Below are 23,393 nucleotides of genomic sequence, written 5' to 3'. Positions count from 1 at the left end.
GCCCCATCAGGAGACACCACCCATGGTCATGCCCGCCGTCGCCGCCGACCGCGACACGCTCACCGCGTTTCGCGACAGCGCACGCGATTTTCTGCGTCAGACCGCGCCGCGCAGCCGCCTGCGGGCCTTGCGCCGGACGCGGCCCGGTTTCGAGCGCACGGTGTGGCGGCAGATGGCCGACGCCGGCTGGTGCGGGTTGCTCACCCCGGAATCGCTGGGCGGACTCGACCTTGGCTTGAGCGCGGTGGCCGTCATTGCCGAGGAAATCGGCCGCAATCTGCTGTCCGAGCCTTTTATCGGCGGTGCCGTGCAAAGCCCGTCGCTGCTCGCCGCGCTGCCCACCAGTGCCTTGCGCGACGATCTTTTGGCGCGCATTGCCCTGGGCGACGCGTTGATCGGCATGGCGTGGCAGACCGATACCGCGCGCACGCCGTCAGACGGGCCGCGCATGGCGCGCGATGGCGAGACGCTCGTGCTCGATGGTGCGGCGCATTGGATCCACCCCGGTGCCGATCTCGACGGCTGGATCGTGGCAGTGCGCCCCGCACCGGTCGATGGGCATGCCGAGGCCATCGAGGCGCTCGTCTACGTGCCGCGCACGGCTGACGGCGTTCACACGCACACCGACGATCGCGTGGACGGCACGCCGGTCGGCAGCTTGCGTTTGCGCCAGGTGCGCGTGCCCGCTGCACACCTTTTGGCCAAAGGCGCAGCCGCCTCGCGTGCGGTGCAGCATGCCATCGCCTGCACGCGCGCCATTCAATCGGCCGAGCTGCTCGGCATCGCCCGTCAGTCGTTCGACACCACGCGCGATTACCTGGCCACCCGCGTGCAGTTCGGCAAACCTATCGGGGCCAACCAGGCGCTGCAGCACCGCATGGTCGACGCGCTGCTGTACATCGAATTGGGCGACGCCGCACTGCGTGCGCTGCTTGCGGGCGATCACACGCCCGCCCCCGCCTTCGATGCCGCCTGCGCCCGCGTCAAAGCGCGTTGCGCGCAAGCCGCCCTGCACATGACGCGGCTGGCCATCCAGTTTCACGGCGCGATCGGCTACACCGACGAGCTCGACGTAGGCCTGTATCTCAAGCGCACGCTGCATCTGTGTGCGTGGCACGGCGGCGTGCTCGAGAATCAACGCGCAGCGCTGCCCGAACCGTTTTCCGCCGTGCGGGCCGACGAGGCCCTGGCGGTCGATGCACGGACCATCGAACCCGGCACGTCAGCCGAGGACTGGAACGCCATGTCGGAAAAAGATTTCCGCACGCGTATCCGCAGCTTCATCCGCGCACACTATCCCGATGCCCTGCGCAATCCGCCACGGCGTCTGCATTGGGATGAACTCAAGGGCTGGTATCTGAAGCTTTCCGCGCAAGGCTGGATCGCGCCCGCCTGGCCGCGCGAATATGGCGGCATGGCGCTCGCGCCCGACAAACTCATCGCCTTCATCGAAGAGATGGAAGACTACGGCGTGGCGCGCATGCCGGATCAAGGCCTGATAAATATCGGGCCGGTGCTGATGCGCTACGGCACGCCCGCGCAACGCGAACGCTATCTGCCGCGCATTCTGAAAGGTGACGACGTCTGGTGCCAGGGTTATTCCGAACCCAATGCCGGATCGGATCTCGCTTCGCTGCGCACCGAAGCCGTCCGCGACGGCGATCACTTCGTGGTGAACGGCCAGAAAATCTGGACCACCCTGGCGCAAGATGCCACGCATATCTTCATGCTGGTGCGCACCGATAAAACGGTCAAGAAACAGGCCGGCATCAGCTTTCTGCTCGCCGATCTCAGCACACCCGGCATCACCGTCAAGCCCATCCGAAATATCGGGGATGAAGAAGAATTCTGCGAGGTCTTCTTCGACGACGCGCGTGTGCCGGTCGAGAACCTGGTGGGCGAACTCAATCAAGGCTGGACCATCGCGAAAGCGCTGTTGGACTTCGAACGCATCTTCGTCGGCAGCCCCAGTCAGGCCAAGTACGCCCTCAACCAGCTGCGATTGGTGGGTCGGCACACCGGTGCCGCGGACGATCGCGGGTTTGTCGATCGCTACATCGGCTTTGCGCTCGACGTGGCCGATCTGCAAGCGCTGTATGCGGACTTCGCCGACATGGTCAAACGCGGCGAGCCGCTACCCGCAAGCGTCTCGCTGCTGAAAATCTTCGCCACCGAAACGTATTCGCGACTGTGCATGGCCGTGGTGGAAGCGGCCCAGGAGCGCGGCGGCGACGCGGCCGCCTTCATGGTGGACGGCACCCAGATCGCACCGGCCAATCGCCTCTACAACTCCGCCATCACAACGATCTATGGCGGAACCAACGAGATTCAGCGCAACATTCTGGCCAAGGCGGTGATCGGTTTACCCAGCTGACCCACCACCCGGCGCAAACAGGCGCGCCCATTCGCCGCGCAAGCATCGTGATTCGTGGCTCCGCTTTAGATGCCCCGCTTCATATTCCACCGCTTCAATTTGCACCGCTTCAATTTGCACCGCTTCAATTTGCACCGCTTTCACATTGCTTCGCTTCACATTGCTTCGCTTCACATATAACGACAACAACGACAACCACCACAACGATCGATAACCAGAGAACGATCGAGGAGACATCACCATGCCGTTCAAGACACTGATCGCAGGCCTGCTGCTTACGCTGGCAATACCTGCTGCGCACGCTGCCGACACGCCCTACCCCAATCGCCCGATTCGTTTGATCGTGCCGTTTGCGCCAGGCGGCGGCGCCGATGTGACGGCACGCATCGTGGCGGAAGCGACCGGCAAGGTGCTCGGACAAAGCATTGTGGTCGAGAACAAGCCCGGCGCCGGCGGCACGGTAGGCGCGACAACCGTGAGCCGCGCCACACCCGACGGCTACACCCTGCTTTACACCACGCCGGGCCCGCAGATCACCAATCCTTTTCTGATGCGCTCCCTGCCGTACGATCCCGAGCGCGATCTGGTGCCCGTTTCGCGTCTTGCCGTCGTGCCCAGTGTGCTGGTGGTGGGCAAGCAACTGCCGGTCGACAGCGTGGACGGCTTGATCAAATACGCCCGCGCCCATCCCAACGAAGTGCGTTTCGCGAGCGCCGGCATCGGCGCCACGAGCCACCTGTCGGGCGAACTCTTCAAGCGCATGGCCGATGTGCAGATCGATCACATTCCCTACGGCGGCACGGGCGCGGCGCTGCAGGATGTGCTGGGCGGCCGCGTCGAGATGGCGATCGACAGCGTGGCGGTGTATTTGCCGCAGATCAAGTCCGGCGCGGTCAAAGCGCTCGGCGTGACCACGCCTCAAGAGCTGCCGATGCTGCCCGGCGTGCCGCCGATCGCCGACCAGTTGGCTGGCTTCGATGCGTCTCCGGTCAATTATCTTTCGGCACCCGCCGGCACGCCGCCCGCCGTGATCGCCACCCTCAATCAAGCGGTCAACAAAGCGCTCGACGATCCGTCGGTCAAGCAACGCATGCTGGACCTCGGCCTTCTGCCCAGCCCCAGCACACCAAAGGAAATGGCGGATCAAATCGCCACCGAGCGCGCGAAGTGGAAGCAAGTCATCGAGAAATCGGGCGCCCGCATCGACTGATGCAGGCCGCGAGCATGTGAGCGTGGTCAGGTCTAACTATCCTTGAGTCGGCGCGTCACGCGCCTTTAGATCGCGCAACAGCCTAGGTCCACAACAAGGACACGGGCAAGGACGAGGGCAAGGGCAAGGACGATTCAAGCTTGGAACCGATCGCCCTCAACCTGCAAACACCTGCTGCGTTTCAGGGCGCTCGCCGATCGCGCGCAACGCTTTGGCGGTGGTGCGCGCCGCCAACGACAACGGTCGCACCGCTGTGGTCGCCAACACCACCTGCCGCGCAATCACGGGATCGACGATGCGCGCAGCCTGCAAGCTGCCTGCCGCCCACTCGGCCGCAATTGCGTGGCGCGGCAGCACCGTATAGGCGCCGCCCTGCGCGGTGATGGCCTTCTGCAGTTGATTCGAATCCGCCGCCACCACCACGTCGAGGGCGATGCCGGCGCGTCGCGCCAGTTGATCCAGCAGCACCCGCACGCCGCTTGGCGCGCTGGGCAGCACCAACGGCAATCCATCCAGCCGCGCAAACGGCACCGTATCGCTGGCGGTCACGGCATCGCCCGCGTGTCCCACCAAAAACGAATCGCACGTGGCCAGCACCTCGACTTCGGCGACCGATGCATGCCCGTATCGATACGGCAAACCGATATCGATATGCCCGCTGGCCAGCCACTGATCGATCTGACCCGCCGAGCCTTCGAAGATATGCAGCGTGATGCCCGGAAAGGCTGCGCGCAGATCGAAGAACAAGGGCATCACCAACGCGCGATACAGCGACGGCAAAACCCCTAAGCGCACGTCGCCAAACGGCATGCCCGCCGTATCGGCCACTTGCTCACCCAGCGCATCCGCCTCGAACAGCACCCGTTCGATCTGCGGCAGCAGCCGCTGACCGAACTCGGTAAGCGCCATGCCGCGCCCGGTGCGGCCAAACAAGCGCCCCCGGCATTCCTCTTCGAGCCTGGCGATCTGCCTGCTGATCGCCGGCTGCGGCTGGCCCAGCAGTGCCGCAGCCTGCTTCAGGCTGCCGGCGCGCGCCACCGTGGTGAACACGATCAGGCGGTTCAGATCCCAGCGCGGCATTTTGGGTGAGGACATAACCAGGATCGCAATGCTGATATGCGCTCGCCACGACTGGTTTGGCGCGCTCGGCGCACCTAGACTGAACGTCGTCACGGCGCGCAGAAGCCGCGAACATAATAATGAGAGGAAGACAATGGTAAACAGATTCGCGACGTTCCTGACCGGTATCGTGTTGTGCACCGCAACGACTTTCGGCGCCCACGCGGCGGGCTTCCCCGACAAGCCGGTTCAACTGGTCGTACCCTACTCGCCCGGCGGCATTACCGACAACCTCGCCCGGCTCTACGCCGAACGCCTGCAGGCGTTATGGAAGCAACCCGTGATCGTGGAGAACCGTCCCGGCGCCGGCGGCTCGATCGGCGCCGGCAACGTGGCGCGCGCCCCCGCCGATGGCTACACCGTGCTGCTGGGCAGCGTGGGCATGGTGACCAATGCATTGTTGCTCAAAAAATTGCCCTATGACGCGAATGCGCTCACCCCCTTGGCGCTGGCCGCGCTCGCACCCAATGTGCTCTACGTGCATCCCTCGGTGCCGGCCACCACCACGGCCGAACTCGTCGACTATGCCAAACGCAATCCCGGAAAGTTGTCGTTCGCCTCGTCGGGCGTGGGCTCCAGCCCCCATTTGGCCGCCGAGCTGTTCGCAGCGCGCGCCGGTATCGACGTGCTGCAAGTGCCTTACGGCGGCACCGGCCCGGCCCTCGCCGACTTTCTGGGCGGCCAGGTCAACGCCTACTTCGACACCATGCAATCGATGTCTTACGCCAAGAGCGGCAAGATTCGCGCGTTGGCGGTCACCACATCGAAGCGACTGGCCGACGAGCCGGGCTTGCCCACCGTCGAGGAATCCGGGGTCGCACCCGGCGTCGTGTCGAGCAGCTGGTTTGGCTTCTTCCTGCCCAGCACCACACCACCGGCCACCCAAGCCACCTTCGCGGCGGCCCTGGCGGAAGTCTCGCGCGACCCCCAGGTGCAATCGCGGCTCAAGGCGCTCGGCGTCGTCCCCGACTTTCGTGACCAGCAGGCCTTCACGGCGTTCGTGAAAGACGAAGCCGTCAAATGGGAGGATGTCATCCGGACACAAAGAATTTCGATTCAGTGAACAGGGGTAAGGGTGCTGGCCGAGAGATTTAAGCAAATGTTAAGGTGATCGGCCACGAAAAATAGACCGACCGAGAGAAGCCCCAATGACGTCCCCTAGCCAGACCGGCGCCGGTACACCGCCGCCCGGCGCGCCCGATCACACGCCTGATCCCGCACCCAAATCCTCTCTCAATCCTCCCGTGTTCTACACCTCGGCTGCCCTCGTGCTGCTGCTGGTCGCCTTTGCCGTGATCGCGCCCGACACCGCCGCGCGCGTCTTCGGCAGCACACAGGATTGGATCCTCACCAACGCGAGCTGGTTCTACATTCTCACCGTGGCCATCGTCCTGGTGGTCACCGTGTTTCTGGCGATCAGCCGCTACGGCGACATCAAGCTGGGGCCGGACCACAGCGAACCCGACTACCGCAACCTGGCCTGGTTCGCGATGCTGTTTTCCGCCGGCATGGGCATCGGCATCATGTTCTTCGGCGTGGCCGAGCCCGTGATGCACTTCATCGAGCCGCCAATCGGCGAGCCTGGCACCGCCATCGCCGCCCGCGAAGCCATGAAGCTGACGTTCTTTCACTGGGGCCTGCATGCCTGGGCGTTGTATGCCATCGTCGCGCTGATCCTGGCATTCTTCAGCTACCGCCACGGCCTGCCGCTCACGCTGCGCTCGGCGCTCTTTCCCATCATCGGCAATCGCATCCACGGACCCATCGGTCATGCTGTCGATATCTTCGCCATCATCGGCACCGTACTCGGCGTGGCCACCTCGCTCGGGCTCGGCGTGGAACAGATCAACAGCGGCCTGAACCACCTGTGGGGCGTACCGATCAGCACAACCACGCAGATCATCCTGATCGTGGTCGCCTGCGGTTGCGCCACACTATCGGTTGCCAGCGGCCTGGACAAAGGCATCAAGATTCTGTCGGAGCTCAATCTCGGGCTTGCCGCCATCCTGATGCTGTTCGTACTTATCGCCGGTCCCACCGTATTCATTCTGCAGACCTTCGTGCAGAACACCGGCGGGTATCTGTCGGAGATCGTCAGCAAGACCTTCAACCTGTACGCCTACAACCCCACGGACTGGATCGGCGGCTGGACCCTGTTCTACTGGGGCTGGTGGCTCGCGTGGTCGCCCTTCGTGGGCATGTTCATCGCGCGCATCTCGCGTGGCCGCACCATCCGAGAATTCATCTGCGGCGTCCTGTTCGTGCCCGCCGGCTTCACCCTGTTCTGGATGACGGTGTTCGGCGACTCGGCGTTGCACATGATCCTGATCGACGGCGCCAAGGATCTTGCCGCCACGGTCGATGCCAACACGTCGCTCGCGCTCTTCGCCTTCCTCGAAAAGCTGCCGTTCAGCTCGATTGTGAGTGTGCTGGCGATCGTCATGGTGATCGTGTTCTTCGTCACCTCGGCTGATTCAGGCGCACTGGTCGTCGACCTCCTGGCTTCCGGTGGCCGCGAAGGCACGCCGATGTGGCAACGCGTGTTCTGGTCGCTCTCGATGGGCGCCGTCGCGATCGCGCTGCTGCTCGCCGATGGCCTGACAGCCTTGCAGACTGCCACCATTGCCAGCGCGTTGCCATTCTCGGTGATTCTGCTGCTGTCGATCTGGGGGCTATTCAAGGCGCTCAAGCTCGATGCCACCAAGCGCGGCATCCGCTATCAATCGCTCACGCTGTCGCGCCCTGCCGGCGCAAGCGATATGTCGTGGCAACGCCGGTTGCGCAACATCGTGATGATGCCGCGCCGCACGCATGTGGTGCGCTTCATCGCCGATACGGTGCGCCCGGCGTTCAACGATGTGGCCGAAGCCTGGCGCAAGGAGGGCTACACGGTCACCGTATCCGAACCCGAAGAAGAAGCCGCCGAGATCGTGGTATCGCACAACGATTTGCTGGACTTCACCTACGCCGTGCATGCTGAAGAGCACACGCGCCCCAGTCTCAGCGCACGCGATCACGCCAAACTGGACGACGACGCCAAGTACTTCCGCGCCGAAGTTCACTTGCGCGAAGGCGGCCAGGACTACGACATCATGGGCTGGACCCGCGACGACGTGATCGGCGACATCCTCGATCAGTACGAACGCCACCGCCACTACCTGCACGTGGTGCGATAGCGCCTGGACTGGGCGCACGCCGCAAGCGAGAGAATCGCTTTGACGTGCCACCGGACAAGCGTCGATCAGGATGGCCCATCGGGCCATCCTTTTTTTATCGCACCTGAAACCCCGCGCCCACCGGATCGTTGCGATCGATCACCCAGCGTGCCGTGCCCAGGATGCTGGCCGTGCCTTTCACGGTGGGCCGCACCGCGCGCGTGCCGGCCAGATCCACTTCGCCCAGCAGGCAACCCTCGAACGTGCCGCTACCCAGCAATCCTTCCGACAGGATCGGTTGATTCAGCCCCATCTTGCCGCGCGCCTCGAACATCGCCATCATCGCGCTGGTGCCCGTGCCGCCGGGCGAGCGATCGAGCTGGCCGTGGCTGAACACGTGCACATTCTTGTAGAACGCGCCCTCGATCGTGGCGGGATGCCAGAACGTGACAAAGTTCAGATTGTTGATATGTGCCTCGGTTGGGTGCTGGATGCGATGTTGCGCATTGAGCTGGTCGCGCACCATCAAGCCCAGGCGCGCCAGCTCGGAGCCGTTCTCCGGCGAGATGCGCAAGGCGCAGTTCGTCAGATCGACGATGCCGAAGTAGTTGCCGCCCCACACGATGTCGGCTTTCAGATCGCCGTACTCGGGCAGCGTGACCGGCAGGTCCTGCGCTTCGACGTAAGCCGGCACGTTCTCGAAACGCGTCCACAAAATCTCGTCGCCTTCGGACTTCACTTCCGATACCACGAGCCCTGCCGTCGTCTCGAAACGGATCTTGGTCAGCCCATCCGGGCTGCGCGGCACCAGGCCCAATGCCACCATCGCCATGCTGACGGCGATCGTGCCGTGGCCGCACATGTGCGAGTACTGGCTGCCGTCGATATAGATCAGGCCGGCATCGAACTCGGGGCCGGACGGCGGCGTGAGAAACACGCCGAACATGTCGTTATGGCCGCGCGGTTCGCGCATCAGCGCGCAGCGCAGCCAGTCGTAGTTGGCCTCGAGAAACGCGCGCTTCTCGAGAATGCTCGAGCCGGCGGGATACGGAATACCGCTATGGACGATGCACAACGGCTCGCCTTCGGTATGGGTATAGATGACGTCGAACGCGTCTTGCTTGCGCATGACCAGGTGCTCCAGAAGAAGGTGGGTAGAAAAAGACGGGGTTATTTGCGCTCAGACAGCATGTCCAGGCCAACGGTCAAATCCAGGATGACGATCGCCAATACCGCGACCACGATGGTCGCGCCGGACACCGCGGCAATCGTCGGGTCGATCGTGTACTGCACGTAATTGAAGAGCTTCACGGGGATGGTGTTGAGATCCGCCGTGGTGTTGAAGATCGACAGCTCGACGTTGATCCACGACGAGATGAACGCGAAGATCGAGCCGGTCACGATGCCGGCACGAATTTGCGGCAACGTCACCAGGAAGAATGTCTGCAGCGGATGCGCGCCAAGGTCGGACGACGCTTCTTCCAGCGCTCGTTGCTCGGGCGAAAGCAGCGCAAAGGTCGATCGCAATACGAACGGCGCCACGATCACGGTGTGCCCGATCAGCAACGCCAGAAAGCTGCGCGTCAGACCGAAGTAGCCGCCGAACTGCAGCAATGCGGCACCCAGCACGATATGCGGCAACACAAGCGGCGACATCAACAGGGCCGACATCGCGGCCTTGCCCGGAAAGTCGTAACGCGCCAGCGCAAGGGCCGCAGGTACCGTCATCAGCACGGCGATCAGCGTGGCCGCCATGGCAAGCAGCGAGCTGGTCACGAAGGCCGACACATAACTCGCGTCGCCCAGCATCTGCCGGTACCAGTCAGATGTCCAACCTTGCGGCGGGAACGTGAGATAAGGCGTGGTGGTGAACGAGGCGCCCATGATCACCACGAGCGGCAGCACGAGATAGATCAACAACGCCCACGCCACCAGCCGAACGAGCCATCGCACGATCATCGCGCACTCCCCGCCGGCACACCGATCCGGCCCGCCACCGCAACCATGATCAACGTGAACACCAGCAATACGATGCTGAGCGCACCGCCATAATGAAAGTCGAACACGCTGCTGTACTGCTGGAAGATCAGCATCGACAGCACCGAGATGCGGCCGCCGGACAGCAACGCCGGGGTGACATACGCGCTCACCGCCAGCGTGAACACCATGATGGCGCCGGCCACCACGCCTGGCAGCGTCAACGGAAACGTGACGTGCAGGAACGTCGCTGCCGGGCTCGCCCCCAGATCGGAGGACGCCTGTTCGCAGGCGGGATCCACCCGCGCAAGCGCATTGCCCACCGCCAGCACCACGAAAGGCAGCAGCACGTACACCATGCCGATCAGAATGCCGAGTTCGGTGCCGAGAAACCGCATCGGCCGATCGATCACGCCCACGCCCATGAGCGCATCGTTGACCATGCCATTGCGGCCCAGCATCACCATCCACCCGAACGAGCGCACGATGTTGCTGGTGAACAGCGGCACCACGAGCACGATCACGCATACCCGTCGCCACCACGGCCACTGCACGATGCGCACCAGATACCAGGCCAGCGGATAGCCGAGCAGGATGCAGATCGCCGTGGTGGCCAGGCCAATGCGAAACGTCACGGCAATCACGTCCCAGTGATAGCGGTCCGCCAGAATATGCGCGTAATTTGCGAACGTGAGCCCGCCTGCAGCCTGTGTGAGGCTGGCCACGGCCACCACACTCAACGGCGCAAGGAAAAACGCCGCGAAAAACAGCAACGGCACGCCCAGCAACCACAGCGGGGTGTAGCGGCGTGCCATCACTGTGCTCCGCCGATCAGATGAAGCTGCGCGGGATCGAAGGCAAGGCGTACTGTGTTGCCTGCCACCACGTCTTCGGGCGCGGCGCCGGCCAGTCGCGCGGTGAGCGTTTGATCGTCCACGCGAACATGCACCAGCGTATGGCTGCCGATGCGAATGACATCGGTGATCACCCCATGCAGGGCCGTTTCACCTGTGGGCGTTGCGCCGGGCGCGACCACACTCAACGCGATGTCTTCGGGGCGCAACACCGCCATGCCGGACGGCGCATCCAGCGCTTGCGCGCAGGGGAACACGGCGCCTTGCAACATCAACGTGATCGCGGCCTCGCCGGGCACGCGCCGATACGGCAGCAGGTTGGCCTCGCCGATGAACTCCGCCACGAACTGCGTGGCCGGAGCGCGGTAGATCTCGGGGCCTTGGCCGATCTGCTCGATGCGGCCCGCATGCATCACCACGATGCGGTCAGCCATGGTCATGGCTTCTTCCTGATCGTGCGTGACGAACACGAACGCAATCCCCAGGCTCTCCTGCAGATGCTTGAGCTCCAGTTGCATGCGGCGGCGCAGCTTCAAATCGAGCGCCGACAACGGCTCGTCCAGCAACAGCAGTTTGGGTTCGTTGACGATGGCGCGCGCCAGCGCTACGCGCTGCTGTTGGCCGCCCGACATCTCACGCGGATAGCGCGCCCCCATATCCGGCAGTCCGACCATGGCGAGTGCATCACGCGCCTTCTCATGCGCCTGGCGTTTGGACAAGCCATGCCGGCGCGGCCCGTAGGCCACATTGTCGAGCACGTTCAAATGCGGAAACAGCGCATAGTTCTGAAAGACGGTATTGAGCGGACGGCGGTGCGCCGGCAAACGGCTCACGTCCTGCCCGGCGATCGCAATGCGGCCGGCATCCGGCGCGAGAAACCCGGCAATGGCCCGCAGCAGCGTGGTCTTGCCGCAACCGCTGGGGCCGAGCAATGCGATGAACTCGCCCTGCTCGACGGTCAGATCGACGCGATCCAATGCCGTGTGCGCGCCGAAGCGCTTGCACACGCCGTCAATGCTCAATATCGCTGCCATCGTCCGCCCCGATCAGCGCTTGCGCGCCACTTGGCGGTTCCACGCGTCGGTGATTTCCGCCCGGCGCGCATTGACCATATTCCAGTCGAGCAAACTCAAGTCCGCAATCGAGCCGCCCACGCCCCACGGCAGCTTGCGCGCCACATAGTCCGCCACCTTCACGTTCTTGACCGCCGGACCGAGATAGAGCTTCGTGGCGAGGCATGCCGACGCTTCGGGCGTCAACGCGGTATCGATGAAGCGCTGGGCGGCGGCGCGGCGCGGCGATCCCTTGACCAGATGCAAGCGGGCGTCCGTGGCCCACACGCCTTCCTGCGGCACCGTGAAACCGATCGGCAAGCCTTTATCGATCAGGTCCCACGCGCCCACGTTGAAGTGCGCGCCAATAACGGCTTCGCCCGATTGATAAGCGTTGGTGGCCGCGCCCGAGCTATCGAAAAACAAGGCGGTATCCAGCGCAGCGATCTTCTTGTAGAGCGGTGTCAGATCCGCCGGATCGTTGCCCCACACCTTGGCCAGGAAGAACACGAACGGCACGCCCGACGAATTGGACGGCGACGGAATCGCGATGGCGCCGGCATACTCCGGCTTCCACAAATCCTTCCAACTCTTGGGCGGCGTTTTGACTTCCTTGGTGCTGTACGTCAATCCCAGGGCGTAGTAGCCGGAGCCCACCGCAAACGCATCGGCGCCTTGCTTGTACACCGCCTGATCGACCACGTTCGCCAGATTGGGAATGCCCTGCACATCCAGCGTATCGAGCACGCCTGCCTGCTGTGCAAGTTCGCTGATGCCCCCATCCATCCAGGCCACATCGATCGTCGGCGCGGACTTCTGCTGCTGCAACTTGGCCAGCGTCGTCGTGGACGTGCCCACTTCCGGCGTGACGGCGATGCCGGTGGCTTTCGTGAACGGGTCGGCCACGCACGCTTTGAACGCGTCGCCCCAGTTGCCGCCATACCAGGCCACGGTGATGCGGTTGTCCTGCGCGACAGCCGTGCCGCCGACGGTCAAACCGGCCGCCAACGCGGTGGCCAGCAGGGTGCTGCGAAGGTGTACGGGTAATGCCATGACGTTTTCCCCTTGTGCGTGGTCATTCGGATACACAGGCACATCTTGCGCTGCCGACACACGGCAAGCTTGAAATGCGTGGTCATAAAATTGAATAATTGCGTCATGATGATCGCCAGCGCCGGTACGACGGGCTTCGCGCCCCGCGAAGACGCGCATTTCGAGGGAAAACCCGAACTTTCGATCGGGTTGATTCTGCTCGATCAGTTCACCCTGGCGGCATTCTCCGGCCTGGTGGACGTGCTGCGGCTGGCAGGCGACCATGGCGGGCGCAGCCGGCAGATCCACACCGCGTGGCGCGTGATGAGCTGGGACGGCAAACCGCGCCGTTGCAGCGCCGGCATCGCCCTCGACGTGGACGGCGCGCTGCCTGCCGATCCCGAACGCTTCGACTACATCGCCATCTGCGGCGGTAACGACTATCCCAATATCCATCTGCCGCCGGTGCTGGCCGAGTGGCTCAAGCTCGCCGCCGCACGGCGCGTGCGCATGCTGGGCATCTGCACCGGCACCTTCGCGCTGGCGCAAGCGGAGCTGCTCGGTTCGCGGTCGGTGTGCGTGCACTGGAATGTGCTGGATGCCTTTCGCGCGCGCTTTCCGCGCACGCCCGCCGTGGTCGACCGCCTCTTCATCGACGAAGGCGATCTCATCACGTGCGCAGGATCCACGGCCGCCATCGATCTCGGGCTGTATCTCATCGACCGCCACTGCGGCCGCGACAAGGCACAACAAGCGGTGCGGCACATGATGCTGCAAGGCATCCGTCCCGCCCGCGTGCCGCAAGCCCATTTCTACAACGACCTCACGGGCATCGAAGACATGCGCGTGCGCCAGGCCGCCCACTACATCGAGCAACGGGTGGATAATCCGCCCTCACTGGACGCGATCGCGCGGTATGTGGGTGTGGGCCGCCGCCAGCTCGAACGGGCCTTCAAGCAGGCCATGGGCGTCACACCGATGGCGTTCCAGCGCGACATGCGGCTCGCCTACGCTCATTGGATGCTGCACCACAGTGCCGCCAACATCACCCAGATCGCGCTCGACTGCGGCTTTTCCGATGGCGCCCATTTCTCGCGCGAATTTCGCACCCGCTACGGCCTCTCGCCCCGGCAGTTTCAACGCAACAGGACCGTGCCCGCATGATCGATCTGCGCAATATCGAAACCTTTTACTGGGTCGCCACGCTGGGCACCTTCAGCGCGGCCTCCGAAAAACTCAACACCACGCAGCCCACCATCTCGCAACGCATTGCCGCGCTCGAGAAGGATCTGGGTGTGCGCCTGTTCGATCGCGATGCCCGTGGCGTCAAGCTCACGGCCAAGGGCCACGAACTGTTGTCGCACGCCGAACGCATGCTGCAGGGCCGCAGCGACATGATCCAGGCTGCGCGTGAGGAGAACGTGTTCACCGGCACGATCCGGATCGGCGTGGCCGAGACCATCGTGCAAACCTGGCTCTCAGCCCTGATCGAACAAATCCACGCCACCTACCCCGCGCTGGTCATCGAAATCGAAGTCGACACCACCCATGTGCTGCGTTCGCATCTGCAGTCCCGCAGCATCGATCTGGCCTTCCTGATGGGACCGGTGCTCGAGGCACGGGTCGAGAACGTGCCGTTGTGCACGTACCCGTTGGCCTGGGTGGCGAGTCCCTTGCTGGATCTGGGCCCGGAGCCCTTGACGCTGGACCGGGTGGGACGACTACCCATCATCACCTATCCGTCCAACAGCAAACCCTATCAAGCCGTGCGCGACATGTTGACCACCGCCGGTATCCACAAGCCGCGCATGTACGGCAGTGCCTCGCTGTCGATGGTGGTGCGGATGACCCAGGATGGCATGGGCACCAGTGTGATTGCGCCGATTTTTCTCGGCAAGGAACTGGCCAGCGGCGAGTTGCGCATTCTGAACGTGGATGCCGGCCCATTGCCCGAGCTGAGTTTTACCGCCACCTGGATTTCCGGTCCCGACAGCCATGCGATCCGCGTCATCGCCGAACTCGCGCAGCGTGTTGCCAACGCTGCCGCACACTAGGACTTTCCCTTAGCCGATCCGCTTTGGCAGCGCCCAGGCAAATGCCGGGCGAAGCTGGCTCAACGTCCTGGACCCGCGCCAGTCAACGCTATGCGGCAGGTCCTACACCCCGACGCACACAGCCATAAGAGAAATTTATACCCCCGCATGCGTACGAACAATTGGACGCTATGGCGAGGGCTGGGATGCAATGCGTTACAGAGCCATATCGAAATAGCCAGATTCCAAGGGGTTGGCCGATACCGCGCGGTATCGGATCTGGACTTGATCGCCTATGCCATCCAGCGCGCGCCGTGTACGGGCACCCCGCGCGCTCATGACATCCCGTCCTCAGGAGCATCGTCCCAATGAAGAAGCATCTCGTTTTTGCCGCCGTCGCCGCCTCGCTGGTTGCCGGCAGCGTGTCGGCCCAAGACCTGCCCAAGACGCAATTGCGCATTGTCGGCGGCTTGAGCAATCTGACCGCCTACAACGATTACGAGCGTCCGTTCTGGACCAAGACGATCCCCGAACTGTCGAAGGGTCAGGTCACCGCGGAAATCAAGGGCTTCAATGAAATGGGCCTGAAAGGCCCGGAATTGATGCGTTTGATGTCGCAAGGCGTGATCGAATTCGGTACCGCCACGCTGTCGTACTTCGCCAGCGATAACCCGATCAACGAAGCCATCGATCTGGCCGGTCTCGCGCCCGATGTGAAAACGGCCCGTGCGGTTACGAAGTCGTTCGAACCCGTCTATGCCAAGTTCTACGGTGACGGCGCCAAGGTGAAGCTGCTGGGCATCTCGACCTACCCCGCGCAGGTGCTGTTCTGCAACGCCACGATCACCGGCCTGGCCGACATCAAGGGCAAGAAAGTGCGCACCAGCAGCCGCACCACGGCTGAGTTCGTCGAAGCGCTGGGCGGTTCGAGCGTGACCATGGCTTTCGGTGAAGTCGTGCCGGCCCTGCAGAACAAGGTCGTCGACTGCGCCATCACCGGTTCGCTCTCGGGCTATTCGGCCAAGTGGTACGAAGTGTCGACGCACTTGGTGGCCCTGCCCATCAACTGGAACCAGCAGATCCACGCCGTCAACCAGAAGGCTTGGGACAAGCTGGATCCGAAGGTGCAGGCGTTCCTGCAAACGAACGTGACCAAGCTGGTCGACGACATCTGGGACGGCGCCGCGCGTCAAACCCAGGAAGGCTACGACTGCAACACGGGCGCGGCCGCCTGCACGCTGCCGGTGAAGGGCAAGATGAAACTCGTCGAACCCAGCGATGCCGATCGCGCGTTGCTCAAGAAGGTGCTGCAAGAGTCGGTGTTGCCGAAGTGGGCAGCCCGTTGCTCGGCAGACTGCGTCACGGACTTCAACGCCACCGTCGGCAAGACGGTGGGTTTGACGGCCAGCAAGTAAAGGCATGACGACGCCGGGTCATCGTTTGGCCCGGCGTCACGCAGTATCGCGCACCGGCCACGCCGGTACGCCCTGAAGCCGCCATCGCCGCGGCGCTGTACGACACCCATCGCATCATTCGCATTACCGACCAACGCGGCATTTCTGCCCAGAGGTTCACACATGACCACATCCCCTCGTTTTCAGACGCTCGCGCGCCTGCTGCGCCTGGCCGAATCGCTCTCACGCGGTGCAGTCTGGGTAGGCGGCGGCCTCACGATCGCCAGCGTCCTGCTCATTTCCTTCGACGTGCTGGCGCGCAAATTCTTCGGTTTCAATACCGGTGGCGCCGATGAACTATCGAGCTACGCCTTCGCGATCAGCACCTCCTGGGCACTGGCCTTCGCCACCCTGCAGCGCGCGAATGTGCGCGTAGACGTGATCTACCAATACTTCCCCGTTCGCATTTCAGCGCTTCTGGACTGGATCGCGCTCGTCGCACTCGGCGTCTTCATGGTGTTCCTCACGTTCTACGCCTATGAAGTTGCACTGACGTCACTGCAGGAAAAAGCCGCCGCCAACACGCCGCTGGCCACACCGCTCTGGATTCCGCAGGGCCTGTGGGTGCTGGGTCTGGCGTGGATGTGCGTGGTGGTGGCGCTCATGCTGTTGCGCGCCTCCGCCGCACTGGTCACCGGTGATGTCGCGCTGGTCAAGGAAATCTGCGGCGTGCGTTCTTCACAGGAAGAAGCCGAAGAAGAGGCCGCCGCCGGCGAACGTATGGTCAAAGGAGAACCGGCATGATCGCCACCGCACTCACTCTATTGCTCGTCCTGATTGGACTGAGTATCCCCGTAGGCGCCGCGCTCGGCGTACTCGGTCTGCTGCTCGACCCGATGTTCTCGATGCTGCCGCTCACGCGCGCCATCGGTGAAATCTCGTGGAGTTCGAACAACGAGTTCCTGCTCGTCGCCATTCCGCTCTTCATCATGTTGGGCGAGGTATTGCTGCGCGCCGGCTTCGCAGAGCGCATGTACTCTGCCATGAGCTTGTGGCTATCGTGGCTGCCGGGCGGACTGATGCACGCCAACATCGGCGCCTCCACGTTGTTCTCGGCGACCTCGGGTTCGAGCGTGGCCACCGCCGCCACAGTAGGCACGGTCGCCATTCCACAGATCAAGAAGTACGGCTACAACGAGCCGCTGTTCCTGGGCAGTCTAGCAGCCGGCGGCACCTTGGGCATCCTGATTCCGCCGTCGATCAATCTCGTCATCTACGGCGTGCTCACCAATTCGTCGGTGCCCAAGCTGTATCTGGCCGGCATCATTCCCGGCTTCGCGATGGCGCTGCTCTTCATGTTGACGGTGATCTTCGCCTGCGTCGCCAAACCGCACTGGGGTGGCAAGAAAATCCACGCGACCTGGGGCCAGCGTTTTGCCAGTCTGGTTCATTTGGCGCCGCCGCTGGGCATCTTCTTCCTGGTCGTCGGTTCCATCTATGCCGGTTTGGCGACGCCCACGGAAGCGGCTGCGCTGGGCGTGCTGGGTGCATTGATTCTCGCCGCCTGGTTCCGCCGCCTGACCTGGAACATGCTGCGCGAAGCGATCGAAGGCACGATGAAGTCGACCGCGATGATCATGCTGATCGTGATTGCGGCGAGCTTCCTGAATTTCGTGATGTCGGCCACGGGCCTGACGGATGCGCTCACTCAGTCGATCACCGGCCTGGGCCTGTCGCCGGGCATGATGCTGCTCATCATCATCGTGTTCTATCTGGTGCTGGGCTGCTTCATGGAAACGCTGTCGATGATGATCACCACGATCCCCATCGTCGCACCCATCATGATCGCGCTGGGCTACGACCCCATCTGGCTCGGCATCGTCATCATCGTGCTGGTCGAAGCGGCTTTGATTACGCCGCCGGTCGGCCTGAACCTCTTCGTCGTGCAGAGTCTGCGCAAGAGCGGCCCGATGAGCGCCGTCATCGTCGGCAGCCTGCCGTTCGTCGCCGCCATGTTCGTCATGCTGGCGCTGCTGGCCTTCTTCCCCGATATCGCGCTGTGGTTGCCGCGCGTGTTCGGTTGATCACTCGTTTCAGAACATTCTTTTAGCAGAGCCTCACATGAAAGTAGCCTTCAACATCATCGGCACCGACAGCCGCATCGAAACCGACATCGCCAACGTGGTCGTGGCCGGCTGGGCCGGGCGCGACCGCGATGCGATCGAGCATCACATCGAAGAACTGGCCGCCATCGGCGTGCCGCGTCCCAGCACGGTGCCGCTGTACTACCGCATCGCCGATAACCAACTCACCCAGGCCGCCAAGCTGCAAGCGGTGGGCGGCGAATCGTCGGGCGAGATCGAAACGTTCGTGTTCACGGTCGACGGCGTCATGTACGTCAGCATCGCCTCGGACCACACCGACCGCAAACTCGAATCGCACAGCGTTGCGCTCTCCAAGCAGTTGTGCGTGAAGCCTCTGGCAAGCGACGCCTGGAAGTTCGACGACGTGGCCGACTACTGGGACGAGCTCGTCATCCGTTCGTATATCGAAGAAAACGGCGTGACCGTGCTGTATCAGGAAGGCACCCTGGCGTCGCTGCAATCGCCGCTGGATCTGATCGCCGGCTACACGGGCGGCGCGCGCACGTTGCCCGAAGGCACCGGCATGACGTGCGGCACGGTGGGCGCCATCGGTGGCATTCGCCCCGCCGCGGCGTTTACGATGGAGCTTCACGACCCGCGCCGCGACCGCACCCTGCGCCACGCCTACCGGGTTGAATTCCTCCCTGAAATCGCCTGAGCCCGTTGCCACCATGACCCTGCTTCCGACGCTTAACGACCTCTCCGCCTCGCTTCTTTCCGGCAGCACCACCGCCGCGGCGCTCGCCAACAACGCGATCACGCGCGCCACCGATCCGTTCGGCGAAGGCGAGCGCGTGTTCGTCGAGGTCTACGCCGAGCAAGCGCGCGCCAGCGCTGCTGCTGCAGATACCTTGCGCGCGGCCGGTCTGCGCCGCTCGCCCATTGATGGGCTGCCGATCTCGATCAAGGACTTGTTCGACTACAAGGGCAGCATCACCAAGGGCGGCTCGGTCGCGCTGGATGACGCGGCACCGGCCACGGCCAACGCGGTCGTCGTCGATCGTCTGCTCGCGGCGGGCGCGGTCATCGTGGGTCGCACCAATATGACCGAGTTCGCGTACTCGGGGCTGGGCATCAATCCGCACTACGGCACGCCGCGCAACCCGTGGGACCGTGCCACCGGGCGCATTCCCGGCGGGTCGTCCTCCGGCGCCGCGATCTCGGTGACCGACGGCATGGCAGCCGCCGGCATCGGTTCCGACACCGGCGGCTCGGTACGCATTCCGTCCGCGCTGTGCGGGCTCACCGGCTTCAAACCCACGGCCCGCCGCGTGTCGATGCAAGGCGTGCAACCGCTTTCGGCCAGCCTGGACTCCATTGGGCCGCTGGCGCCGTCGGTCGCCTGCTGCGCGGTGCTCGACGCCATCCTGGCCGGCGAACCCATTCATGTGCCGCAACCTGCCGCACTGCGCGGCTTGCGGCTCGCGGTGCCGACCACGGTCGCGCTCGACGGCATGGACGACACCGTTGCCGCCGTGTTCAGCGACACGATCGAGAAGCTGCGCGCGGCCGGTGCGCACGTGGACGAGATCGCCATTCCCGCTTTCGCCAAGCTCGCCACCATCAACGCCGCCGGCGGCTTCACCGCGTCGGAAGCGTGGGCGTTCCACCGCAAGTTGATCGGCACGAGCGCCGACCGTTACGACCCGCGCGTGGTGTCGCGCATCAAGCGCGGCGAAGCGATCTCGGCGGCCGACTATATCGACCTGCTGGCCGCACGCCAGGCGTGGGTGGCCGAAGTGTGCGCCACGATCGCCCCGTTCGACGCGTTGATCATGCCCACGGTGCCTATCGTGGCGCCGTCGATCGAGGTGCTGTCCGCTGCCGATGACGCGTACTACGCCGCCAATGGCGCCATCCTGCGCAATCCCACGCTGATCAACTTCCTCGATGGTTGTTCGTTGTCGGTGCCTTGCCACGCCGAAGACGAAGCCCCGGTGGGGATGATGATTTCCGCCTGCGCCGGCGCCGACCAACGCGTACTGGCCATCGGCCTGGCCGTAGAAGACCTGCTGCGCGCCCCCCAACGATAAGGATCCGCATGACCGCCCACACTGCCATTGCCCCCGCCTACCAGGCACGTCTCGATGCACGCGCAGGCCGGTTGTCCGGCCCCACCGCGAACCTCGCACCGGGCAATGTGCAGGCCAACCTGGCGATCCTGCCGCGCGACCTGGCGGCGGATTTCCTGCGCTTCTGCCAGCGCAATCCCAAGCCCTGCCCCGTGCTGGCGGTATCGGAGCCCGGTGATCCCTCCTTGCCCGACTTGGGCATGGACATCGATATCCGCACCGACATCCCACGCTATCGCGTGTGGCATGACGGCGAGCTCGTGGCCGAACCCACCGACGTACGCGATATCTGGCGCGACGATCTGGTGTCGTTTCTGATCGGGTGTTCGTTTTCGTTCGAAGAAGCCATGCTCGACAACGGCCTGCCGGTACGGCACATCGAACAGGGCTGCAATGTGCCGATGTATCGCACGAATATCGCGACCCGAGCGGCGGGGCCGTTCTCGGGTCCGCTGGTGGTCTCGATGCGGCCGATGAATGCTGCCGACGCCATCCGCGCGGTGCAGGTCACGTCGCGCTTTCCGTCGGTGCACGGCGCGCCCGTGCATCTCGGCGATCCCGCATTGATCGGCATCCAGGATATTTACCGGCCCGATTACGGCGATCCCGTCGAGATCAAGCCCGGCGAGATGCCAGTGTTCTGGGCCTGCGGCGTGACGCCGCAGTCGGTCGTCGCCGCCACCCGCCCCCCGTTCTGCATCACACATGCACCGGGTCACATGCTGGTCACGGACCTGATCAATAGCCGGCTCGCCGCGCTTTGAATGTCCGGGTCGACGCGGGCGCAGGCTCGCGTCGATGAACGCGCGACCTGGCGGCTTAGCCTGCCTTCGATCATTCGTTTCGGCTTACCGGGCGATCCACGCTCGCGACAGCATCAAGCGGCAGCAATCGTTTGTTGCCGCGCACGGCCCGCATAAAACAGCGCCGCTGCCATCGCTTGCACCGCAGCCGCCACCACAAACACCAGATAAGGCGAGACTGCCGCCGCCTGCAGGCTGCGCAGCATGCCGAATACGGCCGGCGCAAACGCATACGTACCCTGCGATATCGCCACGATCAACGGCACCACGCGGGCCACGTCGGCACGCTCGAACTCGGCCTGCGCAATCAATGGCGGCAACGACGTCGCATTGCCGATGCCCGATCCAAACAACACGACACCCAGCCACAGCAACGCCGGATGGCCGCCCGCCAGCATCAGCACGATCGACCCCACGATCTGAATCGCATAGGCGGTCACCGCCACCATGCGCCGATCCATGCCCGGCGCCAACACCTTACCCACGGCATATCGACCGCCGATCGCGCACAGCGTGGCAAGCGCCATCGCCCACCCGGCCGCCCGCTCACCCACCTGCGGCACCAGAATGGAAAACAGGTGCGCAATCAAACCGATCTGCGCGAAGAGGCCCAGGGCCATGCCGGCAGCCAGGGTGATGAAACGACGGTCGGCCGAGGCGTGCGTAAAGGGCGCCCGCACGATCGCGCCCCGTCCGGTGGATGCCGCACCGGTGGCGGCAAGCACGGCACCATCCGGTTGCTGCCCCAACTGTTCAGGTGTGTAGCGAAACACAAACCGCGCCAATAACGCCATGGCAATCGTCATCACGATGCCCACAAGCGCTGCGGCCCACGCAAAGCCGAACTGCGCGATCAGGCCCACCCACAAGGGCGACATCACGATGCCACCCACGCTTGCGCCGTTGTAGGCCATGCCGAGCGCCGCCGGGCGCTTGACCACGAACCACGGCGCAATCAAAGCGTTGACGGCAGCGGCGCCCAACGCGACCCAGCCCGCGCCGCTCACGGCCGCCGCGACCAAGAGCTGCACGGGGGTGGCGGCCACTGCCCAGCCATACACGCCCAACGCCGTGGCCAGTGCCCCCGCGAACGTGGTCCCGGCCACACCCCAGCGGCGATAGACCTTCGGCAGATTGGCGACCACGAACGCGCCGAGCACGAAATGCAACGTCACCGCCCACGACACAAAGCCCACACTCCATCCCGTGCGCTGGACGACAGCGTGCAGAAAAATCGGCGGCCCGTAGAAGCCCACGCCCCATCCAAATACCGCCAGCACGAACGTGGCGGCGAGAACCTTGTTGCCGAAAAAGGGCGTTGCTGTAGACATCGTTTGCGTCTCTGGAAAAGGATCGTGGATCGCAGTATCCTGGCTTTTTACGTCAACACTTCGGGTTTGAGCGAATCATGGATGCACACCGTACCGATCTCGACGTCGCGGCCATTGCCGCCGCTATCGGCGACCCCGCCCGCGCGCAGATGCTGTGCAGTCTGCTTGACGGCTGCGCCCGCACCGCCACCGAACTTGCCGCATTGGCCGACGTGGGCGCATCTACTGCCAGCGGTCATTTTGCGCGACTGCGTGAACAAGGTCTGGTCGAGATCGCCGTGCAGGGCAAGCATCGCTATTACCGCCTGGCCAATGACGACGTGGCCGCCGCGCTGGAAGCCTTGCTCGTTGTGGCGGGCGTCAAGGGCAAGCCGTTCAAGCCCAGCACGCCCACGGATATGTGCCATGCCCGCACCTGCTACGACCACATGGCCGGCGACATCGGCGTAGGCATCCACGACCGCCTGATCGCCAAGCGCTTTCTCGCGAAGCAGGATCAGGATTACGTGCTCACCCCATCGGGCGAAGCATTCATGCAGGAAATCGGTCTCGACATCGAGACTGCGCAAAAAAAGCGGCGCAGTTTCGCCAAACCCTGCATGGACTGGAGCGCCCGGCGCCCGCACCTGGGCGGCGCGTTGGGCGCAGCACTGCTCACGCACGTGCTGCATCACGGCTGGGTGGAAAAGGATCTCGATTCACGCGTCTTGCGCGTCACGCCCAAAGGCAGCAAGCCGCTGGAAAAACTTTTCGGATTGCCTGCCCGACGCATGGTTTAGCCGGTCAGGATCGCAGCCAGGGGTGCGCACTCTCGACCCATCCCGCCGCAACGCCCGTCGCGGG

21 protein-coding genes are annotated in these 23,393 nt (G+C 64.0%); 13 read left to right on the top strand and 8 right to left on the bottom strand.

Features of this window, described 5'->3' with window-relative positions; translation table 11 throughout:
* The first annotated feature begins 22 nt into the window (after positions 1-22).
* Complete coding sequence (locus EYW45_RS03815) at positions 23-2,374, top strand: acyl-CoA dehydrogenase (protein WP_235938827.1); 2,352 nt, start codon at positions 23-25, stop codon at positions 2,372-2,374.
* Here EYW45_RS03815 and EYW45_RS03810 read toward each other — a convergent pair.
* Complete coding sequence (locus tag EYW45_RS03810; RefSeq protein WP_161134050.1) at positions 2,363-2,626, bottom strand: hypothetical protein; 264 nt, start codon at positions 2,624-2,626, stop codon at positions 2,363-2,365. The two genes, EYW45_RS03815 and EYW45_RS03810, sit on opposite strands and share 12 nt — an antisense overlap.
* Between EYW45_RS03810 and EYW45_RS03805 the strand changes: the two genes are divergently transcribed.
* The gene (locus tag EYW45_RS03805) at positions 2,616-3,584 is read left to right on the top strand and encodes a Bug family tripartite tricarboxylate transporter substrate binding protein (protein ID WP_161134049.1); all 969 of its coding nucleotides are present in this window, start codon (positions 2,616-2,618) and stop codon (positions 3,582-3,584) included. The genes EYW45_RS03810 and EYW45_RS03805 overlap by 11 nt on opposite strands.
* A gap of 156 nt (positions 3,585-3,740) precedes the next feature.
* Here the strand turns inward: EYW45_RS03805 and EYW45_RS03800 are convergent, their stop codons facing one another.
* Positions 3,741-4,679, bottom strand: coding sequence for a LysR family transcriptional regulator (locus EYW45_RS03800; RefSeq protein ID WP_161134048.1), 939 nt, complete (start codon positions 4,677-4,679; stop codon positions 3,741-3,743).
* 118 nt (positions 4,680-4,797) lie between these two features.
* Between EYW45_RS03800 and EYW45_RS03795 the strand changes: the two genes are divergently transcribed.
* Together EYW45_RS03795 and EYW45_RS03790 are read left to right on the top strand one after the other, a co-directional pair.
* Positions 4,798-5,766 (top strand): Bug family tripartite tricarboxylate transporter substrate binding protein, encoded by a 969-nt coding sequence (locus EYW45_RS03795; RefSeq protein ID WP_161134047.1) that lies wholly within the window; start codon positions 4,798-4,800, stop codon positions 5,764-5,766.
* A gap of 85 nt (positions 5,767-5,851) precedes the next feature.
* Positions 5,852-7,879, top strand: a complete 2,028-nt coding sequence (locus EYW45_RS03790) for a BCCT family transporter (protein ID WP_161134046.1) — start codon at positions 5,852-5,854, stop codon at positions 7,877-7,879.
* A 94-nt stretch (positions 7,880-7,973) separates the two neighbouring features.
* On the opposite strand, the gene EYW45_RS03785 is transcribed toward EYW45_RS03790, so the two are convergent.
* From EYW45_RS03785 to EYW45_RS03765, 5 genes are read right to left on the bottom strand one after another with little or no spacing between them, the layout of a single operon-like run.
* Positions 7,974-8,987: a proline racemase family protein gene (locus tag EYW45_RS03785; protein ID WP_161134045.1), complete on the bottom strand. Its 1,014-nt coding sequence runs from the start codon at positions 8,985-8,987 to the stop codon at positions 7,974-7,976.
* Positions 8,988-9,028: 41 nt separating this feature from the next.
* Complete coding sequence (locus tag EYW45_RS03780) at positions 9,029-9,817, bottom strand: ABC transporter permease (protein ID WP_161134044.1); 789 nt, start codon at positions 9,815-9,817, stop codon at positions 9,029-9,031.
* On the bottom strand, positions 9,814-10,650 hold the full coding sequence (locus EYW45_RS03775; RefSeq protein WP_161134043.1) for an ABC transporter permease: 837 nt from the start codon (positions 10,648-10,650) through the stop codon (positions 9,814-9,816). The genes EYW45_RS03780 and EYW45_RS03775 overlap by 4 nt, the downstream gene beginning before the upstream one ends.
* On the bottom strand, positions 10,650-11,723 hold the full coding sequence (locus EYW45_RS03770) for an ABC transporter ATP-binding protein (protein WP_161134042.1): 1,074 nt from the start codon (positions 11,721-11,723) through the stop codon (positions 10,650-10,652). Before EYW45_RS03770 ends, EYW45_RS03775 begins: the two co-directional genes overlap by 1 nt.
* 12 nt (positions 11,724-11,735) lie before the next feature.
* Complete coding sequence (locus EYW45_RS03765; RefSeq protein ID WP_161134041.1) at positions 11,736-12,794, bottom strand: ABC transporter substrate-binding protein; 1,059 nt, start codon at positions 12,792-12,794, stop codon at positions 11,736-11,738.
* A 105-nt stretch (positions 12,795-12,899) separates the two neighbouring features.
* Here EYW45_RS03765 and EYW45_RS03760 point away from each other — a divergent pair, with 105 nt between their 5' ends.
* The 8 genes from EYW45_RS03760 (at position 12,900) to EYW45_RS03725 (ending at position 21,180) form a co-directional block, all read left to right on the top strand.
* A complete protein-coding gene (locus tag EYW45_RS03760) occupies positions 12,900-13,937 on the top strand; it encodes a GlxA family transcriptional regulator (RefSeq protein ID WP_161134040.1) in 1,038 nt (345 codons plus the stop codon).
* On the top strand, positions 13,934-14,827 hold the full coding sequence (locus EYW45_RS03755; protein WP_161134039.1) for a LysR family transcriptional regulator: 894 nt from the start codon (positions 13,934-13,936) through the stop codon (positions 14,825-14,827). Before EYW45_RS03760 ends, EYW45_RS03755 begins: the two co-directional genes overlap by 4 nt.
* Positions 14,828-15,174: 347 nt before the next feature.
* Positions 15,175-16,221 (top strand): TRAP transporter substrate-binding protein, encoded by a 1,047-nt coding sequence (locus EYW45_RS03750; protein WP_161134038.1) that lies wholly within the window; start codon positions 15,175-15,177, stop codon positions 16,219-16,221.
* A 162-nt stretch (positions 16,222-16,383) separates the two neighbouring features.
* The gene (locus EYW45_RS03745) at positions 16,384-17,004 is read left to right on the top strand and encodes a TRAP transporter small permease subunit (protein WP_161134037.1); all 621 of its coding nucleotides are present in this window, start codon (positions 16,384-16,386) and stop codon (positions 17,002-17,004) included.
* Positions 17,001-18,284 carry a TRAP transporter large permease gene (locus tag EYW45_RS03740; RefSeq protein ID WP_161134036.1) on the top strand — a complete coding sequence of 428 codons (1,284 nt, stop codon included), beginning with the start codon at positions 17,001-17,003 and terminating at the stop codon, positions 18,282-18,284. The genes EYW45_RS03745 and EYW45_RS03740 overlap by 4 nt, the downstream gene beginning before the upstream one ends.
* A gap of 37 nt (positions 18,285-18,321) precedes the next feature.
* A complete protein-coding gene (locus EYW45_RS03735; protein ID WP_161134035.1) occupies positions 18,322-19,002 on the top strand; it encodes a DUF2848 domain-containing protein in 681 nt (226 codons plus the stop codon).
* A 19-nt stretch (positions 19,003-19,021) separates the two neighbouring features.
* The gene (locus EYW45_RS03730) at positions 19,022-20,377 is read left to right on the top strand and encodes an amidase (RefSeq protein ID WP_161134576.1); all 1,356 of its coding nucleotides are present in this window, start codon (positions 19,022-19,024) and stop codon (positions 20,375-20,377) included.
* 8 nt (positions 20,378-20,385) lie between these two features.
* Positions 20,386-21,180 (top strand): putative hydro-lyase, encoded by a 795-nt coding sequence (locus EYW45_RS03725; protein WP_161134034.1) that lies wholly within the window; start codon positions 20,386-20,388, stop codon positions 21,178-21,180.
* A 113-nt stretch (positions 21,181-21,293) separates the two neighbouring features.
* On the opposite strand, the gene EYW45_RS03720 is transcribed toward EYW45_RS03725, so the two are convergent.
* Complete coding sequence (locus EYW45_RS03720) at positions 21,294-22,550, bottom strand: MFS transporter (protein WP_161134033.1); 1,257 nt, start codon at positions 22,548-22,550, stop codon at positions 21,294-21,296.
* Between the two features lie 77 nt (positions 22,551-22,627).
* On the opposite strand from EYW45_RS03720, the gene EYW45_RS03715 reads away from it, so the two are divergent.
* Positions 22,628-23,329, top strand: coding sequence for an ArsR/SmtB family transcription factor (locus tag EYW45_RS03715; RefSeq protein ID WP_161134032.1), 702 nt, complete (start codon positions 22,628-22,630; stop codon positions 23,327-23,329).
* The last annotated feature ends 64 nt before the right edge of the window (positions 23,330-23,393 follow it).

This window comes from Schauerella aestuarii (assembly GCF_009866805.1).
GTDB lineage: Bacteria > Pseudomonadota > Gammaproteobacteria > Burkholderiales > Burkholderiaceae_B > Schauerella > Schauerella aestuarii.
This window is presented reverse-complemented; position numbering and strand designations above follow the sequence as displayed.